Annotated in this window: 19 protein-coding genes and 1 tRNA gene; 8 read left to right on the forward strand and 12 right to left on the reverse strand. The window is 66.7% G+C overall.

Features of this window, described 5'->3' with window-relative positions; translation table 11 throughout:
* Positions 1–102 precede the first annotated feature (102 nt).
* From NOV86_RS20435 to NOV86_RS20445, 3 genes are all read left to right on the forward strand, one after another.
* The gene (locus NOV86_RS20435; protein WP_267643675.1) at positions 103–957 is read left to right on the forward strand and encodes a winged helix-turn-helix domain-containing protein; all 855 of its coding nucleotides are present in this window, start codon (positions 103–105) and stop codon (positions 955–957) included.
* Between the two features lie 85 nt (positions 958–1,042).
* A complete protein-coding gene (locus NOV86_RS20440; RefSeq protein ID WP_267643676.1) occupies positions 1,043–1,567 on the forward strand; it encodes an SRPBCC family protein in 525 nt (174 codons plus the stop codon).
* A 40-nt stretch (positions 1,568–1,607) separates the two neighbouring features.
* Positions 1,608–2,030, forward strand: a complete 423-nt coding sequence (locus NOV86_RS20445; protein ID WP_267643677.1) for a DUF5367 family protein — start codon at positions 1,608–1,610, stop codon at positions 2,028–2,030.
* A 129-nt stretch (positions 2,031–2,159) separates the two neighbouring features.
* Here NOV86_RS20445 and NOV86_RS20450 read toward each other — a convergent pair whose 3' ends face one another.
* The gene (locus tag NOV86_RS20450; RefSeq protein WP_267643678.1) at positions 2,160–2,414 is read right to left on the reverse strand and encodes an MTH865 family protein; all 255 of its coding nucleotides are present in this window, start codon (positions 2,412–2,414) and stop codon (positions 2,160–2,162) included.
* Positions 2,415–2,486: 72 nt separating this feature from the next.
* Positions 2,487–3,140 carry a helix-turn-helix domain-containing protein gene (locus tag NOV86_RS20455; RefSeq protein WP_267643679.1) on the reverse strand — a complete coding sequence of 218 codons (654 nt, stop codon included), beginning with the start codon at positions 3,138–3,140 and terminating at the stop codon, positions 2,487–2,489.
* Between the two features lie 135 nt (positions 3,141–3,275).
* Between NOV86_RS20455 and NOV86_RS20460 the strand changes: the two genes are divergently transcribed.
* A complete protein-coding gene (locus tag NOV86_RS20460; RefSeq protein WP_267643680.1) occupies positions 3,276–4,016 on the forward strand; it encodes a peroxiredoxin family protein in 741 nt (246 codons plus the stop codon).
* Positions 4,017–4,036: 20 nt separating this feature from the next.
* Here the strand turns inward: NOV86_RS20460 and NOV86_RS20465 are convergent, their stop codons facing one another.
* From NOV86_RS20465 to NOV86_RS20495, 7 genes are all read right to left on the reverse strand, one after another.
* Positions 4,037–4,555: a type IV pilin domain-containing protein gene (locus NOV86_RS20465; RefSeq protein WP_267643681.1), complete on the reverse strand. Its 519-nt coding sequence runs from the start codon at positions 4,553–4,555 to the stop codon at positions 4,037–4,039.
* Positions 4,556–4,774: 219 nt separating this feature from the next.
* Positions 4,775–6,733, reverse strand: a complete 1,959-nt coding sequence (locus tag NOV86_RS20470) for an archaea-specific SMC-related protein (protein ID WP_267643682.1) — start codon at positions 6,731–6,733, stop codon at positions 4,775–4,777.
* A gap of 48 nt (positions 6,734–6,781) precedes the next feature.
* Positions 6,782–7,387, reverse strand: coding sequence for a rod-determining factor RdfA (gene rdfA / locus NOV86_RS20475; protein ID WP_267643683.1), 606 nt, complete (start codon positions 7,385–7,387; stop codon positions 6,782–6,784).
* Between the two features lie 40 nt (positions 7,388–7,427).
* Positions 7,428–9,533, reverse strand: coding sequence for a dipeptide ABC transporter ATP-binding protein (locus NOV86_RS20480; RefSeq protein WP_267643684.1), 2,106 nt, complete (start codon positions 9,531–9,533; stop codon positions 7,428–7,430).
* A gap of 1 nt (position 9,534) precedes the next feature.
* A complete protein-coding gene (locus tag NOV86_RS20485) occupies positions 9,535–10,437 on the reverse strand; it encodes an ABC transporter permease (RefSeq protein WP_267643685.1) in 903 nt (300 codons plus the stop codon).
* The gene (locus NOV86_RS20490; protein ID WP_267643686.1) at positions 10,437–11,417 is read right to left on the reverse strand and encodes an ABC transporter permease; all 981 of its coding nucleotides are present in this window, start codon (positions 11,415–11,417) and stop codon (positions 10,437–10,439) included. Before NOV86_RS20490 ends, NOV86_RS20485 begins: the two co-directional genes overlap by 1 nt.
* A 12-nt stretch (positions 11,418–11,429) precedes the next feature.
* Positions 11,430–13,094, reverse strand: coding sequence for an ABC transporter substrate-binding protein (locus tag NOV86_RS20495; RefSeq protein WP_267643687.1), 1,665 nt, complete (start codon positions 13,092–13,094; stop codon positions 11,430–11,432).
* Positions 13,095–13,307: 213 nt separating this feature from the next.
* Here NOV86_RS20495 and NOV86_RS20500 point away from each other — a divergent pair, with 213 nt between their 5' ends.
* The 3 genes from NOV86_RS20500 to NOV86_RS20510 all read left to right on the forward strand — a co-directional run bounded on the left by NOV86_RS20500 (position 13,308) and on the right by NOV86_RS20510 (position 16,401).
* Complete coding sequence (locus tag NOV86_RS20500) at positions 13,308–14,009, forward strand: type 1 glutamine amidotransferase (protein WP_267643688.1); 702 nt, start codon at positions 13,308–13,310, stop codon at positions 14,007–14,009.
* Between the two features lie 75 nt (positions 14,010–14,084).
* The gene (locus tag NOV86_RS20505) at positions 14,085–15,332 is read left to right on the forward strand and encodes a Zn-dependent hydrolase (protein WP_267643689.1); all 1,248 of its coding nucleotides are present in this window, start codon (positions 14,085–14,087) and stop codon (positions 15,330–15,332) included.
* A gap of 247 nt (positions 15,333–15,579) precedes the next feature.
* Positions 15,580–16,401: an IclR family transcriptional regulator gene (locus tag NOV86_RS20510; protein ID WP_267643690.1), complete on the forward strand. Its 822-nt coding sequence runs from the start codon at positions 15,580–15,582 to the stop codon at positions 16,399–16,401.
* A 213-nt stretch (positions 16,402–16,614) separates the two neighbouring features.
* Here NOV86_RS20510 and NOV86_RS20515 read toward each other — a convergent pair whose 3' ends face one another.
* Positions 16,615–16,824: a hypothetical protein gene (locus tag NOV86_RS20515; RefSeq protein WP_267643691.1), complete on the reverse strand. Its 210-nt coding sequence runs from the start codon at positions 16,822–16,824 to the stop codon at positions 16,615–16,617.
* Between the two features lie 142 nt (positions 16,825–16,966).
* On the opposite strand from NOV86_RS20515, the gene NOV86_RS20520 reads away from it, so the two are divergent.
* Positions 16,967–17,209 (forward strand): DUF8593 domain-containing protein, encoded by a 243-nt coding sequence (locus NOV86_RS20520; protein ID WP_267643692.1) that lies wholly within the window; start codon positions 16,967–16,969, stop codon positions 17,207–17,209.
* Between the two features lie 30 nt (positions 17,210–17,239).
* On the opposite strand, the gene NOV86_RS20525 is transcribed toward NOV86_RS20520, so the two are convergent.
* Both NOV86_RS20525 and NOV86_RS20530 read right to left on the reverse strand, forming a co-directional pair.
* Positions 17,240–18,709 (reverse strand): TROVE domain-containing protein, encoded by a 1,470-nt coding sequence (locus NOV86_RS20525; protein WP_267643693.1) that lies wholly within the window; start codon positions 18,707–18,709, stop codon positions 17,240–17,242.
* A 551-nt stretch (positions 18,710–19,260) separates the two neighbouring features.
* Positions 19,261–19,336 (reverse strand) — tRNA-Lys (locus NOV86_RS20530).
* Between the last annotated feature and the right edge of the window lie 42 nt (positions 19,337–19,378).

Genomic DNA, 19,378 nt, shown 5'->3' on the forward strand with positions numbered 1-19,378 from the left:
TTTTCGCGGTTCCGTGGCTTGCTGGCACTCTCGACGGCAACGAACGCTCTCTCCCGGCTCGACGGCAAGTTCAATGGTCGTCGGTGTACTCTCTGTACTCGTATGGAACCCACAGAGTCGGACGCCGCCCCCGAGCTCGCGTTCTGGCTCCTGAGCGACGAGACACGGGTCGCCATCCTCCGGGCACTCTGGGAGACCGGGGACCGGCCCGTCTCATTCAGCGACCTCCGGGAGCGGGTCGGGAACCCCAACAGCGGACAGTTCAACTACCACCTCGGCAAGCTCCGGGAGCACTTCGTCGCGAAGGGCGAGGACGGCTACGAGCTGACACAGGCGGGCCGGGAGGTCGTCAGGGCGGTCCTCGCGGGGACGCTCACCGAGCAACCGCAGGTCGACCGGGCCGAGATCGACGGCCACTGCGTCGAGTGCGGCGGGACGCTCGTCGTCCGGTACGACGAGTACGGCATCGTGGAGTGCTCGGCGTGCGGGGAGACGGTGATGTGGAACGAGTTTCCTCCTGCGGGCCTGTCCGGGCGGTCGCCGGGGGCGGTCGCGGCCGCGTTCGACGAGTGGACCCGGAGTCGCTTCCACCTCGCGATGGACGGCATCTGCCCGAACTGTGCCGGCGAGATGTCGATGACGGTGGAGGGCGACCCGGACGCTGGCGGCGTCTCCTCGCACCATCGCTGTGGGAACTGCAAGTACGAGGCCAGAGCACCCCTGTTCGGGCACGTGGTCAGACACCCTGCCGTGGTCTCGTTCTACTACGACCGCGGCATCGACGTCGCCGACCTTCCCTACTGGGAGTTGCAGGCACTCGCACGCGAGTTCGACGAGACGGTGTCGACCGAGGACGGCTGGACCGCCACCGTCACCATCGAAGCCGACGACGAGTCCCTCCGGCTCACCCTCGACGACAGCCTCGCGGTCACGACCGTCGACTGGTCAGGTCGCTAACCAAACGGTTCTTCGGCAACGCGGCTTACAAAAATCTCATTCTGCTCACACTTATTCCCTCGCGTGGCCTCCGTTCGGGCTGTAGATGACCCGAATACGGACGAACCGGTCGATAGATGCACCCGCGGACGTGGTCTGGGCGGTCGTGACGGACCCCGAGGTCTACGCGACGGTCGCGCCGAACCTCACCGCGGTCGAGATTGTCGAGGGCGAGGGAGCCGGAATGGTCCGCCGCTGTACCGACACCGACGGGAACGCGTGGCTGGAGACGGTCACCCACTGGGACGAGGGGCAGAGCTTCGCCGTGGCGGTCGACACCGCCTCCAGCGAGTTACACAGACGGCTGTTCTCGCGGTTCGAGGGCGAGTGGCGCGTCTCGACGGGGCCCGAGGGCGTCACCGTCACCGTCGCGTTCGACTTCGACACGAAGTACGGCCCGCTCGGCTGGCTCGTCGCGAGGTACTTCCAGTACAGGGCCCCGGCGCTGATAGAGGCGATCTTCGACGGCTGGGAGGCCGAGATAGATTCGCGACTCGGCGCTGCCGACCACTCCCCCGGAGAGACGGCCGACCCGGAGGACGGGACGCGGACGAACCAGCTCTACCGGTGAATCGAACCACGACAGCACACGACGAAACCACCACAGTACGATGCACGTAGAATCCACGGCACGACAGACGTTCGCACGCAAGACGCTCGGTTCGCTGGTCCTCTGGGGACTGACGGTCTGGCTGGTCGTGGCCATCATGATACGACTGGTCGGGCACGTCCTGCTCTCGCCGGCGACCCCGCTCGTGGTCGCCGGCTTCTTCGTCTCGGTCGTCCCGATGATGGCCCTCGTCACCTACCCCGTCTACCGCTGGGCCGGCATCCCGCACCAGGACCGGGCAACCGCAGCCGCGTTGCTGTCCATCCCCGGGATGTTCCTCGACGTCCTCCTCGTCCTGTTCGCGGGGACCGTGTTCCCGCAGATGGAGCAGGACGCGGTCGTCGTCTTCGGGGCGATCCTCCTCTTTGGCTACGCGGTGGTGCTCCTGACCGGGTTCGTTCCGGCAGGTCGGGAGTCCACGTGATCGATAGCAGGGGAGCTAGAGAGCGACATCGGCGCGAAAGAAGGATAGCCACTGGCACGGAGTGGCTCCACAACCAGCGGTCACACCGGGGCGACCGGGCTGGTTCGCAGGGGTAAACCGGCAGGCTGCTCAGTTCAGGTGGCCGCCTTCCTCGAGGTTCTCCATGACGTCGTCGACGAAGGACTCGACGTCGTCGTAGGGGAAGTCGCCGCCGGGGAGCTTGGTCTGGAGTTCCATCGCCGTCATGGAGAAGTCGCCGGACTCGAAGCGGGTGCCGGGGCCGTTCGGGAGTGCCGGGACGAGGTCCATCGGGCTGGAGATGGGGTAGTCAGCGCCACCGAAGGCGTCGATCATCTGTTCTCGAAGATCGTCTTTGTCGACCATACCCACCCTTTCACACAGATAAATAATAAATCCTTGGGTAGTTGGGAGCCGCGCCGGGCGTACCGGGACGGCTCAGGTGCGGATGTGCCCGAACACCGTCGATTCGACCTTCTGGAGGTGTTCGCTCACGGTCCCGACGGAGAGCCCCAGCTGGTCGGCGATGTCCCGATGGGTCGCCTGCCGCGGGATGTCGTAGTAGCCGAGGTCGAGGGCGACGTCGAGCACCTCTCGCTGGCGGTCGGTCAGCAGGGACACCACCTGCTCTCTCGGGTCCGGGTACGGACCGATGCGCTCCACGCGCACCGCGAGTTCCCCGGGTATCGCCGCCAGCGCCTCCTGTAGCACCGCGTTCGTCTCGCCGATCATCACGACCTCGAGCCGGCCGTCGCTGGTGCTCTCGAGCGGGAAGTCGAACAGGACCTCGTGGGTGCGCGGGAGCTGCAGGAACTCCTTCATCTCGGGCGGTGGCCGGGCATGCACGTAGGCCAGCCCGCTGCGACCGTCGGCCTGCGAGATGCTGTACCCGAGCACGTCCGCCTCCTCGTCAAGCAGTCGTCGCACCACCTCCAGGTCACCCCGGACGCGGCCGAGCAGGACGACGGAGCCGTCGGCGAGGACGTTGAGGTGGTATATCTCCTCGCGTTCGAACGCCGAGTCCGGGTCGAACATCCGGTAGGCGATGTGCGGGCTGTCCGGTCGCCCGAGCGTGAACGTGACGGCTCTCATGCGGTCGCTGGCTCCATCTGCGGCGTTCCCCGGATGCACTGGTACATGTTCGACGGTCCCACGTAGATATATACTACCGATAGTGCTAGGCAGTTATTGAATCTACCTCCCCGGCATATCCTCACAGTGAGAACGATGACCACGCGACAGGCGGACAGGCACCGGACCACCGAGCCGACGGACCGCTACAACTACCGCCATTTCGGGCCGGCGTACTACGACTTCAGGACATTCGACGGGCCGAGGCCGGGTGAGGAGGCACCCGATTTCGAGGCGACCACGCTCGACGGGGAGACGGTGCGGCTCTCCGACTTCGAGGACGAGTGGGTCGTGCTCGAGACCGGGAGCCTGACGTGCCCCATCACGGATTCGAAGGTCCACGCCATGGACCGGCTCCAGCGACGGTTCGACGACGTGGTGTTCGTGCTGCTGTACACCCGCGAAGCCCACCCCGGCGAGCACTACGATGCCCACGGCTCGTTCCAGGAGAAACTCGACCGGGCACGCGAGTTCGCGGCCGAGTACGACGTCGAACGCACGGTCCTGGTGGACGACGTCGAGGGGACGGCCCACAGGACGTACGGCGGGATGCCGAATTCGGTCCACGTCGTGAACCCCGACGGGGTTGTCGTGATGCGGGGCGACTGGAACGACGTGGCGACCGTCGAGGAGGTACTGGAGCACAGAGAACGCGACCGGGTCTACGAGCGCGACATCTACCGGGGACGCCCGCTGTTCTTCACCGAGAAGAAGGGCGTGGTCCGGGTCCTGGTCGACGCAGGACCGAGAGCGGTCTGGGACTTCGTCAAGCACGCACCGAGTCTCGCGCTGATGCACCTGCGGAAGGAGTTCAGGAGCAAGCGGTCGAAGCGGTAGCGCGTCGGGGGTGTGCCGGCTCAGTCGCACCAGGTCGGGTCGGGCAGGGTCTGTTCGCCATCCGGAACCGTGGTCTCCGCGAGGATGGCCTGCCAGCCGGACTCGGACCGCCAGACGAGCCGGTACGCCTCGCCCGGGCAGACGTGGTTCAGCGCGCCGTCGCTGAATTCACCGTCGATGTGGAGGAACTCCCCGCTCTCGACGGTCTCGCCGCCGGTCCAGACGTCGGCCCAGGCGACCTCGTTGCCGTCTCCGTCCACGACGAACAGCCGGGTCCCATCGGCGGTCGTCCCGCCGACGTGGGTGACGTTCAGGTAGGGGCCGTTGAACACGGTCGTCCCGTTCACGGTGCCGTAGTTTCCCGCCCCCGTCGGGACGTACTCGACCTCGAACGTCCCGAGTGGTGCCGGCTCGGTCGTCGTCGCCAGCCCCGTCGCGGCCTGGGTCACGAGGATGGCCAGCAGCACCACGATTCCCACCAGCAGCACCGTCCCGGTCGTGGGAGACACCGACCGACCCACCTGTCGTCGTCGTACCATGCCAGCGGTTCACGTGTCAGCGTACTAACTATGAACCGATTAAACCGTTCTGTGAACCCTCGAACGTGTCGTTAGGGCTCGAATCGGCCAGACACGAGGGGAGTCCACAGAGCATAGATATATCCGACCCACACCTACAGGTAACTGCACAGCCCCGACCGAAGAATCGCCACTCTCACCTGCTTTTTGCGGACGGTTCACAGCCGAGCACCGGCTGACTCAGATGTCCGTGACGCGCCGGTACTCGTCGGGGAGCGCCTCGGCGTCCTCGTGGAGCAACGCGACGACGAGGTAGTCCGCGTAGGACTCGAAGTACTCGACGACGGCCGCGATGCGCGCGGAGTCGACGGCCTCGAGGGAGTCGAGCAGGACCACGGGCACCTCCTCGTACACCTCGTGGGCGAGGTAGCCCGCCAGCGCGAAGGTGAGGCCGGTGACGGTCCGCTCGGACTCGCTCAGGTGGACGATGGAATCCTCGTAGGTCGCGCCGGTCTCGTCGCTGCGGATGACGTGCAGGTCGAACGTGCTCCGGGTCACCTCGTCGTCGCCCGCTCGCTTTCGCTCGATCCAGATGCGTTCGACGTTCTCGTACCCGAGGAGGTCCAGCAGTTCGGCCATGTGGTCGTTGAACGACTCGACCACGTCGGCCTCCAGCCGGTCGATCTTCGTTCGCTCTGCTTCGAGGTCGGCCGCCACCTGCTCGCGGCGCTCGCGGAGGTCGGCCTCACGTTCTAGTTCCGCCTCCAGGTCCGATATCTGCTCGGTGAGGTCGGCGCGGCGCTCGTGGAGTCGCCCCAGCTCGAACTCGAGGTCGTTCGCGCGCTCGTGGAGCGCGACGAGTTCGTCCTCGTCGGCCTCCCGGCGCTCGTCGACCTCGGCCTCGAGTGCGGAGACCTCCGCCTCCAGGTCGTCGCGTCGACGCTCCAGGTCCCCGATTCGTCGGCGGCGCTCGGCCAGTTCCATCTCGATGGCCTCGATGTCCTCGCGGAGCGACTCCCGGCGGTCGCGCTTTCGCTCTGCGGCCCGCTTCTCGGCCTGCACGTCCTCGAGTTCCGAGACCACGGTCGAGCGCTCGGCCCGGGCGTCCTGGTAGGCCGACTGCAACCGGTCGAGCATCCCCTCCAGCTGGTCGGTCTCGACCGTCGACCCGCAGGTCCAGCACAGTGCCTCGCCGGGGTCGACGGGCCCTGCGTCGGTGTCGAGGCCGGCGCTACCTCCGTCGTCCTCGGCCGACCCGTCCTCTTCTCCCTTCTCGACCGCGACCAGCCGGTCGAACAGGTCGGCGTGCTCGCCCTCGAGCATCTCCCGGTTGAACGAGAGCAGGTTCTGGAGCGTGCTCGTCACCGAGTCGAGCCGGCGCTTGCGCTCGCGGTAGCGCTCCAGGTCTTCCTGTAGCTCGGCGAGTTCGGCCGCCGGTTGCTCGGGGAGTGACTCGAGTTCCTCGCGCAGGTCACGCTGCTCAGACTCCAGGGACTCGGCGCTCTCGCGCTCGCTCTGGAGCGCGAACCGGACGTCCTCGAGGTCGCCACGGACCTCGTTCAGGTCGGTGAGGACGTCGTCGACGGACTCGTCGGTCAGGTCTGCCTCGGCGGCCTCGAGTTCGGCCTCCACCGCCGCGAGTTCCGCCTCGGTCTCCTCGATGTCGGCGTCGACCTCGTTGCGCTGCTGTTCGAGCGTCGGGAGCCGCTCTTTCACGGCCGAAAGCTCCTCCAGCTGGCGGTCGAGTTCCTCCTTCTGTGCCTCCAGTCGGTTCACCTCGGCCTCGATGGCGTCGGTGTCGACCGGGCGCATCACCAGCTCCCAGAGGTCGTCGCCGCGCTCGACGGCCTGCCTCGCCGGGTTGTCCTCCAGCAGGAACGCGAACAGGTCCGCCACCTCCGGGTCGTCGAGCAGCGGGTCGCCGCCGAAGCGGACGCCCTCGGGCCCGCGTTCGAGGCTCCGGGTGTAGGTCGCCTCGGGGGTCTCCAGTTCGACCGACCCCGCCTGCGCGTCGCCCTTCAGCGAGACGCGCTCGCTGCCGAGCGCGGCCATCAGGGCCTGCAGGAACGAGGTCCGGTTCGTCGCGTTCCGGCCCGCGAGAACCGTCACGCCCGCTGCCAGCTCGACCCGCGTCTCGTCGATGCCGCCGACGTTCTCGGCCTCCACGCTGACGGCCGGCTCAGGTACCTGCGAACTCATGGTTGCTGGTCGGGTCGTCGATCGGTAAAGTCTTGCTTCGCATCAGTATCATGGCTCCTTACAGGTACAGCCGCCGCGGTCGAGTAACTCGCCGACGTCGTACGACCGCCCGCACGCAGCGCATGTCACGCTGACGGACACGAGCACGTCGAAGTCGTCCAGTGCGAGCGAGGAGTTCGCCAGCGAGTCGACCGTCGACTCGGTCACGGCCTCGGTCCGGCTCTGGAGCGCGAACAGCGTGTCCTTCGCCCGGTCGGTCGGGTCGCCCTCCGGGCCCGTCTCCTTCTCGACGTCGAGGCACTCGCGCAGGTGGGTGTGGACGGTCTGGTGCGAGACGAACGCCTCGCGGACCGCGTCCACGTCCACGCCCGCACGCGAGAGCCGGTTCTCGACCTGCACGCGCTCCCCGCTGGAGACCGCGTCGTCGGTCAGGGCGTCGTAGGCCGAGGCCACCTCGCTGCCGAGGGGGTCCTCGCCGGCCTCGCGCATCGCCGCGGTCAGCACGCGCTCGTCGAAGTAGCGCGCGAGTTCGCGCAGGCTGTAGTCGTCGCGGTCGCGGACCCAGCGCTCTGCGAGTGACTCGTGGACGCCCGCGAGGTCGAACTCGTCTGCGACGCGCCCGACCTTGCAGTCACAGACCCGCGTATCTCCCATCTCGTCGACTGTAAACGGCATGACGGTAAAGGGGTTTCTCTCAGTCGCTCTGTGCCTGTGGCGGTGTCTCGGCGAGGTAGGAGTCGCGCTCGCTCATCTCCGCCTCCGAGAGGTGACAGGAGATGCGATGCCCGGTCTCCGAGACCGTCTCGAGGGGCGGCTCCTCCTCCTCGCAGACCTCCCCGATCTTCTTCGGGCACCGGGTCCGGAACGGACAGCCCGACGGCGGGTCGATGGGGCTGGGAACCGTCCCGTCCAGCAGGATGCGGTCGGTGCGCTTCGTCGGGTCGGCGTGTGGCACCGCCGAGAGCAGTGCCTCCGTGTAGGGGTGGAACGGCGGCGAGAACACCTCCTCGACCGTGCCGAACTCGGCGATCTTCCCGAGGTACATCACGGCGAGGCGGTCGCAGATGTGCTTGACGACCCCGATGTTGTGCGAGATGAAGAGGTACGAGAGGCCGTACTCGGCCTGCACCTCGTTCAGCAGGTTCAGGATCTGGGCCTGCACGGAGACGTCCAGCGCCGACACCGGCTCGTCACAGACGATGAGCTTCGGCTCGACCGCCAGCGCGTGTGCGATGGCGATGCGCTGCTGTTGCCCGCCCGAGAACTCGTGCGGGTACTTCTCCGCGGCGCCGGCCGAGAGGCCGACGCGTTCGAGCAACTCGGCGACGCGCTCGCGTTTCTCCTCGCCGGTAGCAACGTCGTGTTTCTCCATCGCCCGCCCGATGATGCGACCCACGGTCTTGCGCGGGTTGAGCGAACTCTGGGGGTCCTGGAAGATCATCTGGAACTCGGCCCGCAGGCTGCGCACGTCGCTGTCGTCGAGCGCGTGCAGCGGTTCGCCGTCGAAGTAGACCTCGCCGTCGGTCGGGCCGAGCAGTTGCAGGATGGTCCGTGCGACCGTGGACTTCCCACAGCCGGACTCGCCCACGAGGCCGACGGTCTCGCCGGGGTAGATCTCGAAGTCGACCCCGTCGACCGCCTTGACCTTCTGTCGCTGGATGGTCGGCAGGCCGCCGTCGGTCGACAGCGTCAGGCCGTCGAGGAAGCTATCCCCGGCGTCGAAGTGCTTCTTCAGCCCCCGCACGTCGAGGAGCGGGTCGCCGGAGCGGTCGACCTCGGCGCGGCCGGCCGCGTGGCCGTCGGGCTCGACGCCCTCGGCGAGGTCGAGGTCGTCCGCGTGGATGCAGGCTGCCGCCGAGTCCGTGCCCGCGACGTGTTCGAGCGCGGGGTCACCGCCTTCGCGACACCCGGGCGTCGCGTGGGGGCACCGCGGCGCGAAGTTACAGCCCTCGGGCAGTTCCGTCAGGTCCGGCATCGCGCCGTCGAGCGTCGGCAACTCGTCGTAGGCCTGGTCCGTCTGCGGGATGGAGTCGATGAGCCCCCGCGTGTAGGGGTGGGTCGGTCGCTCGAACAGGTCGTCCATGTCGGCCTTCTCGACGAGGTTCCCGGCGTACATCACGCCGACCGTGTCGCAGGTCTGGGCGACCACGCCCAGGTTGTGCGTGATCATCAGGATGGCCACGCCCTTCTCCTCCTGCAGTTCGTTCAGCAGGTCGAGGATCTTCGCCTGCGTCGTCACGTCCAGCGCGGTCGTCGGCTCGTCCGCGATGATGACGTCCGGCTGGCACGAGAGCGCGATGGCGATGAGGACGCGCTGGCGCATCCCGCCCGAGAACTCGTGCGGGTAGTCCGCGAAGCGGTCCGCGGCGTCCGGGATGCCCGTCTCGCGCATCGAGTCGATGGCGATCTCCCGGGCCTCCTCCTCGGTCACGTCCTGGTGGCGCTCGACCGTCTCGACGATCTGACTCCCGACCGTGAGGACGGGGTTCAGCGAGGTCATCGGGTCCTGCGGGACCAGGGCGATCTCCTTGCCCCGGATCTCCTGCATCTCCTTCTTCGAGCGCTGCAGCAGGTCCTCGCCGTCGTAGAGCACCTGCCCGCCGGTGATGTGGCCCGGCTTGTCGATGAGCTGGAGCAGCGAGCGCGCGGTGACCGACTTCCCGGCCCCGGACTCGCCGACCAGTCCCATCGTCTCGCCCGCGTGCAGCGTGAACGAGACCTCGTTACTCGCGACGACCGGCTCCGCGCCGGTCTTGAACTCCGTGCGGAGGTTCTTCACCTCCAGTACTGGCTCTGTCATCTTAGCGCTCCTCCGTATCGACCTTGGGGTCGAGCACGTCGCGCAGGCCGTCGCCGAGCATGTTGAACCCGAAGACGGTGATGGCGATGGCCAGCCCCGGGAAGATGATCATCCACGGTTCGGTCTGCATGAACTTGCGGCCGTTGCTTATCATCAGGCCCCACGACGGCGTCGGCGGCTGTGCCCCCAGACCGAGGAACGACAGCGACGCCTCCGCCAGCATCGCGAACGCGATGTTGATGGATGCCTGGACGAGCAGCGGGGCCATGCAGTTCGGCAGGACCTCGCTGAAGACGATGCGGGTGTCCGATTCGCCGCGGGCGACCGCCGCCTCGACGTACTCCTCGTTGCGCTCGGAGATGGCCGCGGACCGCCCGACGCGGGCAATGTACGGCGTGTAGACGAACGCCAGAGCGAGGATGACGTTGTTGAGCTGTGGCCCGATGACGACCATGATGGCCAGCGCGAGCAGGATGGGCGGGAACGCCATCGCGGCGTCCATCACCCGCATCAGGACCTCGTCGACGAGGCCGCCGTAGTACCCGGCGAACACGCCGATGGCTGTCCCCACCACCAGTGCGCCGCTTATCGCGCCGAACCCGACGTACAGCGAGATACTGCTGCCCTTCAGCACGCGCAACAGGATGTCGCGCCCGAGGTCGTCGGTCCCGAACGGGTGTTCGAGCGACGGGGCCTCGGAGCGCTCCTCGATGTTCGTCTTCGCTATCTCGGACTTGGAGATGGTCACCGTCGAGATGCCGGCCGTGACGACCAGCGAGAGGACGATGACGAGGCCGACCATGGCCTTCGTGTTGCCGCGGAACTGCCGCCAGAAGCGGTGCATGCGGTCGATCTTCGCCTGCTCGACGGGCAGGACGCTCCCGCGGCTGGTCTCGGTCGACATCAGTTGTCACCCCCGTAGCGGATGCGCGGGTCGAAGTACGCGTACAGCACGTCCGCCGCCAGGTTCGATATCATGTACATCAGCGCGATGACGATGATACAGCCCTGCAACAGCGGGATGTCGCGTGCCTTCACCGCGGTCAGGGTGAGCCGCCCGATGCCCGGCCAGAAGAACACCTGCTCCAGGACGACGACGCCGCCGAAGGCGTAGGCGAACTGGAACGCGATGACCGTGATGACCGGGATGACGGCGTTCCGGAAGGCGTGGCGCAACACGACCACGTTCTCGGACATACCCTTCGCCCGGGCGAGCTTGACGTACTCCTCGGAGAGGACCTCGAGCATGGACGACCGCGTCATCCGCATGATGTAGGCGGTGAGCGCGAAGCCCATCGAGGTCGCCGGGAGGACGAGGTGACGCAGCGTCATCCCCCAGCCCTCCTCGGAGGGTGCGGCGTAGCCCGTGGTCGGGAAGAAGTCGATGTTGAAGAACTGGGTCGGCCAGATGGCGAACACCAGGATGAACACCAGCCCCCACAGGAAGATGGGGATGGAGACACCGACGAACCCGAACGTCGAGGCGATGAAGTCCGGCCACTCGTTCTGTCGGTAGGCGGCGACGATGCCCAGCGGGATGGAGAGGACGACCGCGACGCCGGTCGCCGCGACCGCGAGCATGAGCGAGCGCGGCAGCTTCTCGACGATGAGGGCCGTGACGGACTCACCGAACTTCAGCGACGTACCGAGGTCGCCGGTGAGCAGCCCCGCCAGCCAGTCGAAGTACTGGGCGTACAGTGGCTGGTTCAGGCCCATCTGCTGGCGCAACGCCATGATCTTCTCCTCGCTGGCGTTCGGCCCCAGTATCAGGAGGGCCACGTCGCCCGGGAGGATGTTGGTGACGGCGAAGGTGATGACCGTGACCAGCAGCAGTGTCACGGCCATGAAGCCCACCCGTCTCACGAGGTAACTTGCCAGGGACATTCGTACTCGTGCTTACTCGTCGAAGTAGTTGTCCGCGAAGTTGAGCGTGGACCCGTCGGCCGTGCCCATCGGCCCCTTGTAGTCCGGCTGGGCCCCGTAGAGGTTCGCCTGCCAGAACAGGAACAGATGACCGGCGCGGTTCTCGTGGAGGATCTCGGTCGCCTTCTTGTACTTCTCGGCGCGAGCGTCCTCGTCGTACATCCGGCGGGCCTCCTCGACGAGCGTGTTGTACTCGTCGTTGCTCCAGCCGGTGAAGAAGAACGCCCCGTTCGGGTGCAGGAACTTGTAGAAGGACACGTCGGGGTAGTACAGCGCGAGGTAGCTCGACGTGGTCGCCTCGAAGTTCTGCTTCGAGTAGACGTCCGAGAGCCAGGTGCTCCAGGTGATCTTCTGGATGTTCATCTCGATGCCGGCCTCGGCGGCGTCGTCCGCGATGACCTGTGCGGCCTGGACCTGCGCCGGGTAGGACTGCGGAATCTTGAACGAGACCGAGAAGCCGTCGGGCATGCCCGCCTTCTCGAGGTGCTCTTTGGCCTTCTCGATGTTGCGCTCGCGGGGCTGGATGTCCTCGTTGACCCACGGGCTCCCGGGTGCGGCCGGCGTCGCGGTCGCCTGGCCGGTCCCGTAGAGGGCCGCCTCGGTCGCCTTCTGCTTGTCGATGGCGTAGTCCAGTGCGAGACGGGCGTGCTTGTTGTCGAACGGTGCCTTGTTGCAGTTCATCCCGAGGTAGACCAGCGCCTTCGGGAACTTCTTCTGGAAGTTGACGCTCGAATCGTTCTGGACGCGCTCGACGTCGCTCGGCGGGATGCCGTTGATGAAGTCGTACTCGCCGGCGCGGAAGGACTGGAGGCGGACGCTGGGGTCCGTGATCTCGGACTTGACGATCTTGTCGAGGTACGGACCGTCGACGTCGTCGTTCCAGTAGTCCTCGTTCTTGACCATCGTGAACGAGGTCTCGATCTCACGGCTCTCGAACTTGTACGGGCCGGTGCCGATGGGCTCTTTGATCTCGTCCTTCTCGGCCTGCTCCTTCGGGACGATGGCGAGCTCCTCGGTGGACATCTTCGCGATGAACGGCGCGAGGGGCTCCTTCAGCGTGAGCTCGAACGTGTAGTCGTCCGGCGCGTTCATCGAGTCCACGTTCTGCATGAAGCCGTTGGCGAGGAACGTCTCGTTGTTCTTGACGCGCTCGTAGGAGGCCAGCACGTCGGCGGAGGTCATCTCCTTGCCGTTGTGGAACGTCACGCCCTCCTCGAGTTCGAAGGTGAACTTCGTGTTGTCCTCGGAGGTCTCCATCGACTTCGCGAGGTCGGGAGAGAACGTGTAGTCGTCGTTCAGTTTGACGAGGCCCTCGACGATGTTCTCGAGGACGCGGGCCGTCGCGGCTGCACTCTCGAGGTGCGGGTCGAGCCCCTGGACCGGGACGGCGCCGCCCCACTGGAGCGTGCCCCCGGACTGCGGGTCGCCGCCGGAGTTGTCGCCACCGCCACCGCCACCGCCGTCGTTTCCGTCGCCGCCCCCGCCACCGCCGGAGTCGTCGGTATCGCCGCCACCGCCACCGAGACAGCCTGCGAGGCCTGCGGCCCCGATTGCGGTCGCCCCGAGGAAACCACGGCGGCGGAACTTGCGATACGAGTCGGTCTTGTCACTGTTACACCCACTGCTATCCCGTGACATACAAACACGGACTTGGTAGGAGATAATAAATCTATGGTGAGCTATAGTCAAGGCAATATTAATAATCTTCAGACAGGCCGCGGTCGAAACAACCGCCGCCGGGGGATTCACCACCGACAGAGACTGTAAAATAAAACGTACGTTCGAAAACTCTTTGTTCTAGGTGTAGGGACTGGACATTCATCCAGACACCCAGCGCTGGTGCTCTCACCCATGTCCATCGCCTGCCTCGCACCACCGAGTCGCTTCGACTACCCGGCGGCCATCGAACGCGTGCTCCAGAAACAGCTCGCCGACCAGCCAGACCTCGAACGGTTCGCCCCCCATCACGGCACGCTCCCGGCGCACACCGACTACGACCTCGTGGTCGTCGCCGGGTCCCACGCTCACGTCACCGACCCGGAGCCGTGGTTCGACGCCCTCGGTGCCTACCTCGACGACGCGCTGGCGACAGAGACGCCGGTGCTCGGCGTCTGCTTCGGCCATCAGTTCCTCGCCGGCCACCTCGGCGGTCGCGTCGAATCGCTCCCCGACCAGCGTACCGGACTCTCGACCATCGAGCGCACCGCCGCGAGCGACGACCACCCGGCCTTCCGGGACCTCCCCCGCGAGTTCGAGTCGTTCGTCTACCACGGCGACCACGTCGCCAGCGCACCGCCCGGTGCCACCGTACTGGCTCGCGACGACTCTGGCATCCAGGCGTTCGCCGACCGGGACCGGGACGTGCTGGGCATCCAGTTCCACCCCGAGTTCACGCCGGCGATGGCGGCACGGGTCGGGGCCGATTCCGGCTCCAGTCCCACGGCCATCGACCGCCGACTCGGGGAGAGTCGCCGACTCTACGGGGCGGTCGTGGGCCCTCTGGGGACCTCGGCTTCGCGCGAGGACGGGAGCATGCGGGCGGACGGACGGTGAATATACCTGTCAATTTATTGTTTTGTTGGTAGTTAGAGAAACAGTGAAGTGCCGGTTCTACAGATAGCTCATACCATGGAGGTCAGCGAGGCACGGCTACGGAGAGACATCGAATCGAACGCCGAGTTCGGCGCGGTCCAGGTCGAGGCAGGGAACGCCCGGACCGTCCTCTCGGGGACGGCGGCGGACCGGGCCGCCCGGGAGTACTTCGTCGAACGCTGTCGCGACGCCGGGATGGCCGTCAGCGTCGACGCGGTCGGCAACGTCGTGGGCCGGTGGGTACCCGAGGGCGCCGACCCCGACGCCGACGCGGTCGCCGCGGGGAGCCACCTAGATTCCGTCCCCGAGGGCGGTATCTTCGACGGGCCACTGGGGGTGTACGCGGCGCTCGAGGCGGTCCGGGCGATGCAGGCCGCCGATCTCGACCTCGCCCGACCCATCGAGGTGGTGAACCTCACCGAGGAGGAGGGCCAGCGCTTCGGGGGTGGGCTGGTCGGCTCGGCGGTCGCCGCGGGGGACATGACCGTCGAGGAGGCCCACGACCTCTCGGACGACGGCCAGACGCTGCACGAGGCGCTCGACGACATCGGCTTCCTCGGTGAGGGTACCGTCGACGCCAGCGAGTGGGATTCCTGGCTCGAACTCCACATCGAGCAGGGCACCCGGCTCGAGGACGCCGGGATGGCCGCCGGCATCGTCACGAGCATCACCGGCCTCTCGCGCTGTGCCATCGAGGTCTCGGGCGAGGCGAACCACGCCGGCACGACCCCGATGGGCACCCGGACCGACGCCCTCGCCGCCGCCAGCGAGTTCGTCCTCGACGTGGAGGACGCCGCGAACGAGGTCGTCGCCGTCGACTCCTCGTCGGCGGTGGGTACCGTCGGCAAGGTGGGCGTCGGCCCGAACGCGCCGAACGTCATCCCCGGCCGGGTCGACCTGAGCCTGGACGTCCGGGACGTCGACCCCGACGCCATCGAGACCATCGTCGACCGGGCCCGGGCCAGCCTCGCCCGCATCGAGGACGAACGCGACGTCGAGGCGAGCTTCGAACGACCGTGGCACCGCGACCCCGTCCCGATGAGCGACCGGGTCCGGGACGCCTTCTGTGCCGCCAGCGAGGACGCCGGGGTCGCCGTGACCGCGATGCACTCCGGCGCCGCCCACGACACCATGAACATCGCCCAGGTGACCGACGCCGGCCTCCTCTTTGCCCCCTCCCGGGACGGCATCTCCCACAACCCCGCCGAGTGGACCGACTGGGAGGACTGTGCCGCCGCGACCCGCGTCCTCGCCGGTGCCATCGCGGAGCTCGCCAGCGACTGACCCTGTTCTCCTCCGTCGAACGCCGATTCGACCCATGAGCAACGCCTACAGTGGACATCTCGGGGCGAATCGGCCCCAGCGCGTGCTCACTATCTGTTCTCGAAATGAGAACGGGTAAAACCGCAAGACTCGGTCGTGGTGTGGTCTCATCACTGGAAGGAAATGGTAGACATGGCGGGGGTATCCGGCCCGGGACGGAACGCACACAACGGGAACACCTATGCGAGTCCGGCCCATGGCTCCTGCCATGGCAGGGCGTGCGAACACCGGTGACGAGCCGTCCAGGACGTTGAAGACAGTGTCGCGTGCGTGTGACATCATCCGGGTCCTCGAGGAACTCGATGGGGCCGGCGTGACCGAACTCGCCGACCACCTCGACATGTCCAAGAGCGCGGTGTACAGTCACCTCTCCACACTGCGAGAGGAGCACTTCGTCGTGAAGGAAGGCGACACCTACAGCCTCGGCCTGCAGTTCCTCCTGCTGGGCGAGTTCGTCCGGAACCAGCACCTCCTCTACGACCACGGGAAGGAGGAGATCGAGAAACTGGCCGACGAGACCGGCGAGTACGCCCACCTCGCGACCGAACAGCACGGCCTCGGGGTGAACCTCTACAAGGTGCAGGGCGAGAAGGCGGTCGGCCGGGACTACCAGACCAACAAGCTCCAGAAGCCCGACTACCTCCACTTCTCGGCGACCGGCAAGTCCATCCTCGCCCACCTCGGCGAGGAGCGGGTCCGGGGCATCATCGACGAGTACGGGCTCTCCGCGAAGACCGAACACACCATCACGGACCCGGACGAGCTGTTCGCAGAACTCGAACGGGTGCGCGAGCAGGGCTACGCGACCAACCAGGAGGAGGAGATCAAGGGACTGCAGGCCATCGGCGCGCCCATCCTCGACAAGGACGACACCGTCCTCGGGTCGGTGTCGGTGTCCGGGCCGGTCAACCGGATGCAAGAACCCGCCTACCACGAGCGCATCGTCGACGCCGTCACGAGCACGGCCAACATCATAGAGGTCAACATCAATATGGCCGATACGGACACCGAACTGCCCGATTTCAACTGATTCCCCGTTCTGGCGCCCCCTTTACACGGCTATGTCTGTAAACGACAGCGTCGAGAACTTCTTTACAGCACTACAGCTGTAAAGGGAGTCGTGGGCGCCGCCACTGTCGGTCCCGCGTTCCCGAGTGGGAAACGGGACGAAACGGGCGGGCTGTTGTTCAGATGGTTCTCTGGGGTCGGCTCCAGCCGGGCGTACAGCCGCCGGTGGGTCCCCTCAGTCTGTCCGGGACCGCCGATAGAGGCGGATGAGTCCCTCGGCCGCGAACCCGAGGGCACTCCAGCGGTACGCGATGGCCGCGGCGCCGAGGAAGAGCGCCGCCACCTTCGTCTTGCCCCGCCAGAGCGCCATCCCGGCTTCAGCGAGCATCGAGAGTGCACTTGCCTGCCTGGTCCGCGTCGAGTCGAACACGTTTGCGAGCGACATACACAGTCGTTGTGCCCCCACGCCCCTGTACTGACGGCCAGCACTGGCAAGCCGCTGTGTGCCGGCCGTCCGTCTCCCCTTTCGGTTGCCTGCGACTGCAAGCGCGAGGCCCAACCCGCCGTCGCCCCACGGTCTAGGTGCGATGTCAACGACCACACTCACCGAGGATGCGGAAGGAAAGACCGTCGTCAAGGACGGCGACGCCGTCGGTATCGTCGCCGAGGTAAAGAACGGCACCGCGTACGTGAAGCCGAACCCGGACATCACTGACAAACTGTACGTCAAACTCGGGTGGAGCGAGCGCGGTGAGGACACCTACCCGCTCCAGGAGGAGGCCATCGACACCGTCACCGACGACGAGATCCAGCTGAAGAAGACCCTGTAACGGCGAGGGCGTCCACACGCCCTCACGCGGTCAGTAGTCTCGTATCTCGTCGAGTATCTCGTCCTCGCGTTCCGCGTAGACGACGAACTCGACGATGTCCGCGGTCCACCCGGAGATGTTGTAGACGCCGTCGTACCCCTCCGGCGTCACCAGGTCACCGTACGCCTGCAGGTCGACCATGTAGAGGTTCGACCCGGGTGCGACCTGGTCGCGGTAGCGGGTGAACCACTCGCGGACGCTCTCGTCGGACCCCCACGTGGAGTCCCAGACCTGCATGTCCGTCAGCACGACCACGCGGTCGTACTCGGCCGACTCCTCGACGAGGTGCTCGAAGGCGAGCCACGCGTTCGTGGCCCCACCGACGGAGCGGTCGCGGATCTTCCGGGCGCGCTCCAGCGTCGGCGTGTCCGTGTGCGCAGAGACCGTCTCGAAGTCGCTCGCGAACACCCCGACGTCGGCATCCTGGGCCTGCAGGACCGCGCCGAAGAACGACGCGATCTCCCTGTACGTCATCTCGGAGCGCCCGGAGAGCGCCGAGTTCATCGACCCCGAGAGGTCGACCGCGACGAACGTGTTCCCGAGGTCGTCGGGCAGGTTCGTCGCCGTCGCGTCGACCGCCCGCGAGAGCCAGCGCTCGGTGTGCTCGTCCGCGACCCCGGCCGCCGTGACGGCCTCGTAGGCCTGGTAGAACCGGAACGGGTAGAGCATCGAGTCGCGGGCGTACTCGAGGTCGTCCTCGGTGAGGATCTCCTCGCCGTCCAGCCCGGCATCCAGCATGTTGCGGAGGTTCCGGACGGTCGCGAAGAGACCCATCTTCGGCAGGACCTCTCGCCACGCCTCCGGTGTGTTCCCCTGCTCGGAGATGACGACCTCCCACGTCTCTGGCGGGTCCAGCGGCTCGACGTCGGGATGGTCGTCGAGGTCGCCCAGCACGAGGCGCTCGAAGATCTCGTCCTCCTCCGCCGTCTCCGGCGCCGGGTGGACGAGGTTCATGACGTCCCGGAACGTCACCTCGCGGTTGTGGTTGTCGTACTTCGCGAACTGGTAGCGGTCGAACTCGTGGAACGAGTCCGCGAGACCCTTCTTGAGCGGCTTGGGAATCGGCTTCCCGAACAGCTCGAGCTGCATCGCGGTGACCGTGTTCAGCTCGTCTGCGCGCTGGATGACCCGCGGGGCGTACTCCCGGACGTACGACTTCGCCTCCTCGTGCTGTGCCGCGAACACGAGCAGGAGGTTCGACACGTCGCGCAGGTACAGCTCCGTCCGGGCGTACGCCGCCAGTTTGAGCACGAACTCAGGGTCCTCGTCGGCCGCCACGGTCACCCGCCGCGCGAGCTTGTGCAGGCGCGCCTCGTCGGACTCGTAGAAACTGTCCTCGAGGAGGTTGTTCACGACGGTCTTGTAGAGGCCGAGTTCCGGACTCTCCGGCTGGTACGCCTCCGCACCCTCGAAGTTGGTCGTTCGCTGTTCGTCCGTCGATGTGGTGCGGTTGAACTTCATCGCTATCACGGTGGGAAAGTGGCCGTGGTGGCCTGCGCCCACCAGCGCGTTCTGGGGTCCGAAACCGCGACCCCGGTACGGAAAGGTGTCTGGAAGTGGGGAAAACCGTGGGAGCGTGGCCCGTTCGGGCCGGGTCAGAGTGATGAAGTAACGCTCCCACTCGCCCCGTGTCCCGGACATGTGTTGGTTCTGTAATAAGTCTTCAGGCAGCGTGTCAAGCCGTTCCACAGCTCGGGAAAAGCCGGGGTGGCGATGCCGGCGAGGTGCTCGCCGGCCGTCGCGATGCGACGCATCCCGGATTCGAACCGGGGAGCGGTCGGGAGACCGCCGTGGCCACTCGAAGGAACGCCACCCCTCGCCCGATGGGAACGGATCGAGGTTCCATCTCACGGCTCCCTGCCGGTCGCCGGAGAATGGAGGGGCCGGGCGGGATTCGAACCGGACCGAGACGGTCCGGGGTGCTCGCATCGCTGCGCTCCCGGGCTGCGACTCGCAGGGCTCGAATCCGCTAGCTCCATCTCACGGCTCCCTACCGGTCGCCGGAGAATGGAGGGGCCAGGCGGGATTCGAACCCGCGACTGTCCGATTAAAAGTCGGCTGCACTGGACCTGGCTGTGCTTCCGGCCCGCGTCTTCCTGGCGTGAGACTCACCGCATCCCGGCGTTCGCC

This window comes from Haloarchaeobius amylolyticus (genome assembly GCF_026616195.1).
GTDB classification, from domain to species: Archaea; Halobacteriota; Halobacteria; order Halobacteriales; family Natrialbaceae; genus Haloarchaeobius; species Haloarchaeobius amylolyticus.

Excerpts from the sequence above, each read along its gene's own strand:
- NOV86_RS20450 (WP_267643678.1), bottom strand. The coding sequence starts at position 2,414 with ATGGTCGACAAAGACGATCTTCGAGAACAGATGATCGACGCCTTCGGT.
- NOV86_RS20440 (WP_267643676.1), top strand. The coding sequence starts at position 1,043 with ATGACCCGAATACGGACGAACCGGTCGATAGATGCACCCGCGGACGTG.
- NOV86_RS20465 (WP_267643681.1), bottom strand. The coding sequence starts at position 4,555 with ATGGTACGACGACGACAGGTGGGTCGGTCGGTGTCTCCCACGACCGGG.
- NOV86_RS20510 (WP_267643690.1), top strand. The coding sequence starts at position 15,580 with ATGGCAGGGCGTGCGAACACCGGTGACGAGCCGTCCAGGACGTTGAAG.
- NOV86_RS20495 (WP_267643687.1), bottom strand. The coding sequence starts at position 13,094 with ATGTCACGGGATAGCAGTGGGTGTAACAGTGACAAGACCGACTCGTAT.
- NOV86_RS20460 (WP_267643680.1), top strand. The coding sequence starts at position 3,276 with ATGACCACGCGACAGGCGGACAGGCACCGGACCACCGAGCCGACGGAC.
- NOV86_RS20525 (WP_267643693.1), bottom strand. The coding sequence starts at position 18,709 with ATGAAGTTCAACCGCACCACATCGACGGACGAACAGCGAACGACCAAC.
- NOV86_RS20435 (WP_267643675.1), top strand. The coding sequence starts at position 103 with ATGGAACCCACAGAGTCGGACGCCGCCCCCGAGCTCGCGTTCTGGCTC.
- NOV86_RS20515 (WP_267643691.1), bottom strand. The coding sequence starts at position 16,824 with ATGTCGCTCGCAAACGTGTTCGACTCGACGCGGACCAGGCAGGCAAGT.
- NOV86_RS20520 (WP_267643692.1), top strand. The coding sequence starts at position 16,967 with ATGTCAACGACCACACTCACCGAGGATGCGGAAGGAAAGACCGTCGTC.
- NOV86_RS20470 (WP_267643682.1), bottom strand. The coding sequence starts at position 6,733 with ATGAGTTCGCAGGTACCTGAGCCGGCCGTCAGCGTGGAGGCCGAGAAC.
- NOV86_RS20505 (WP_267643689.1), top strand. The coding sequence starts at position 14,085 with ATGGAGGTCAGCGAGGCACGGCTACGGAGAGACATCGAATCGAACGCC.
- NOV86_RS20490 (WP_267643686.1), bottom strand. The coding sequence starts at position 11,417 with ATGTCCCTGGCAAGTTACCTCGTGAGACGGGTGGGCTTCATGGCCGTG.
- NOV86_RS20500 (WP_267643688.1), top strand. The coding sequence starts at position 13,308 with ATGTCCATCGCCTGCCTCGCACCACCGAGTCGCTTCGACTACCCGGCG.
- NOV86_RS20455 (WP_267643679.1), bottom strand. The coding sequence starts at position 3,140 with ATGAGAGCCGTCACGTTCACGCTCGGGCGACCGGACAGCCCGCACATC.
- NOV86_RS20480 (WP_267643684.1), bottom strand. The coding sequence starts at position 9,533 with ATGACAGAGCCAGTACTGGAGGTGAAGAACCTCCGCACGGAGTTCAAG.
- NOV86_RS20485 (WP_267643685.1), bottom strand. The coding sequence starts at position 10,437 with ATGTCGACCGAGACCAGCCGCGGGAGCGTCCTGCCCGTCGAGCAGGCG.
- NOV86_RS20445 (WP_267643677.1), top strand. The coding sequence starts at position 1,608 with ATGCACGTAGAATCCACGGCACGACAGACGTTCGCACGCAAGACGCTC.
- rdfA (WP_267643683.1), bottom strand. The coding sequence starts at position 7,387 with ATGGGAGATACGCGGGTCTGTGACTGCAAGGTCGGGCGCGTCGCAGAC.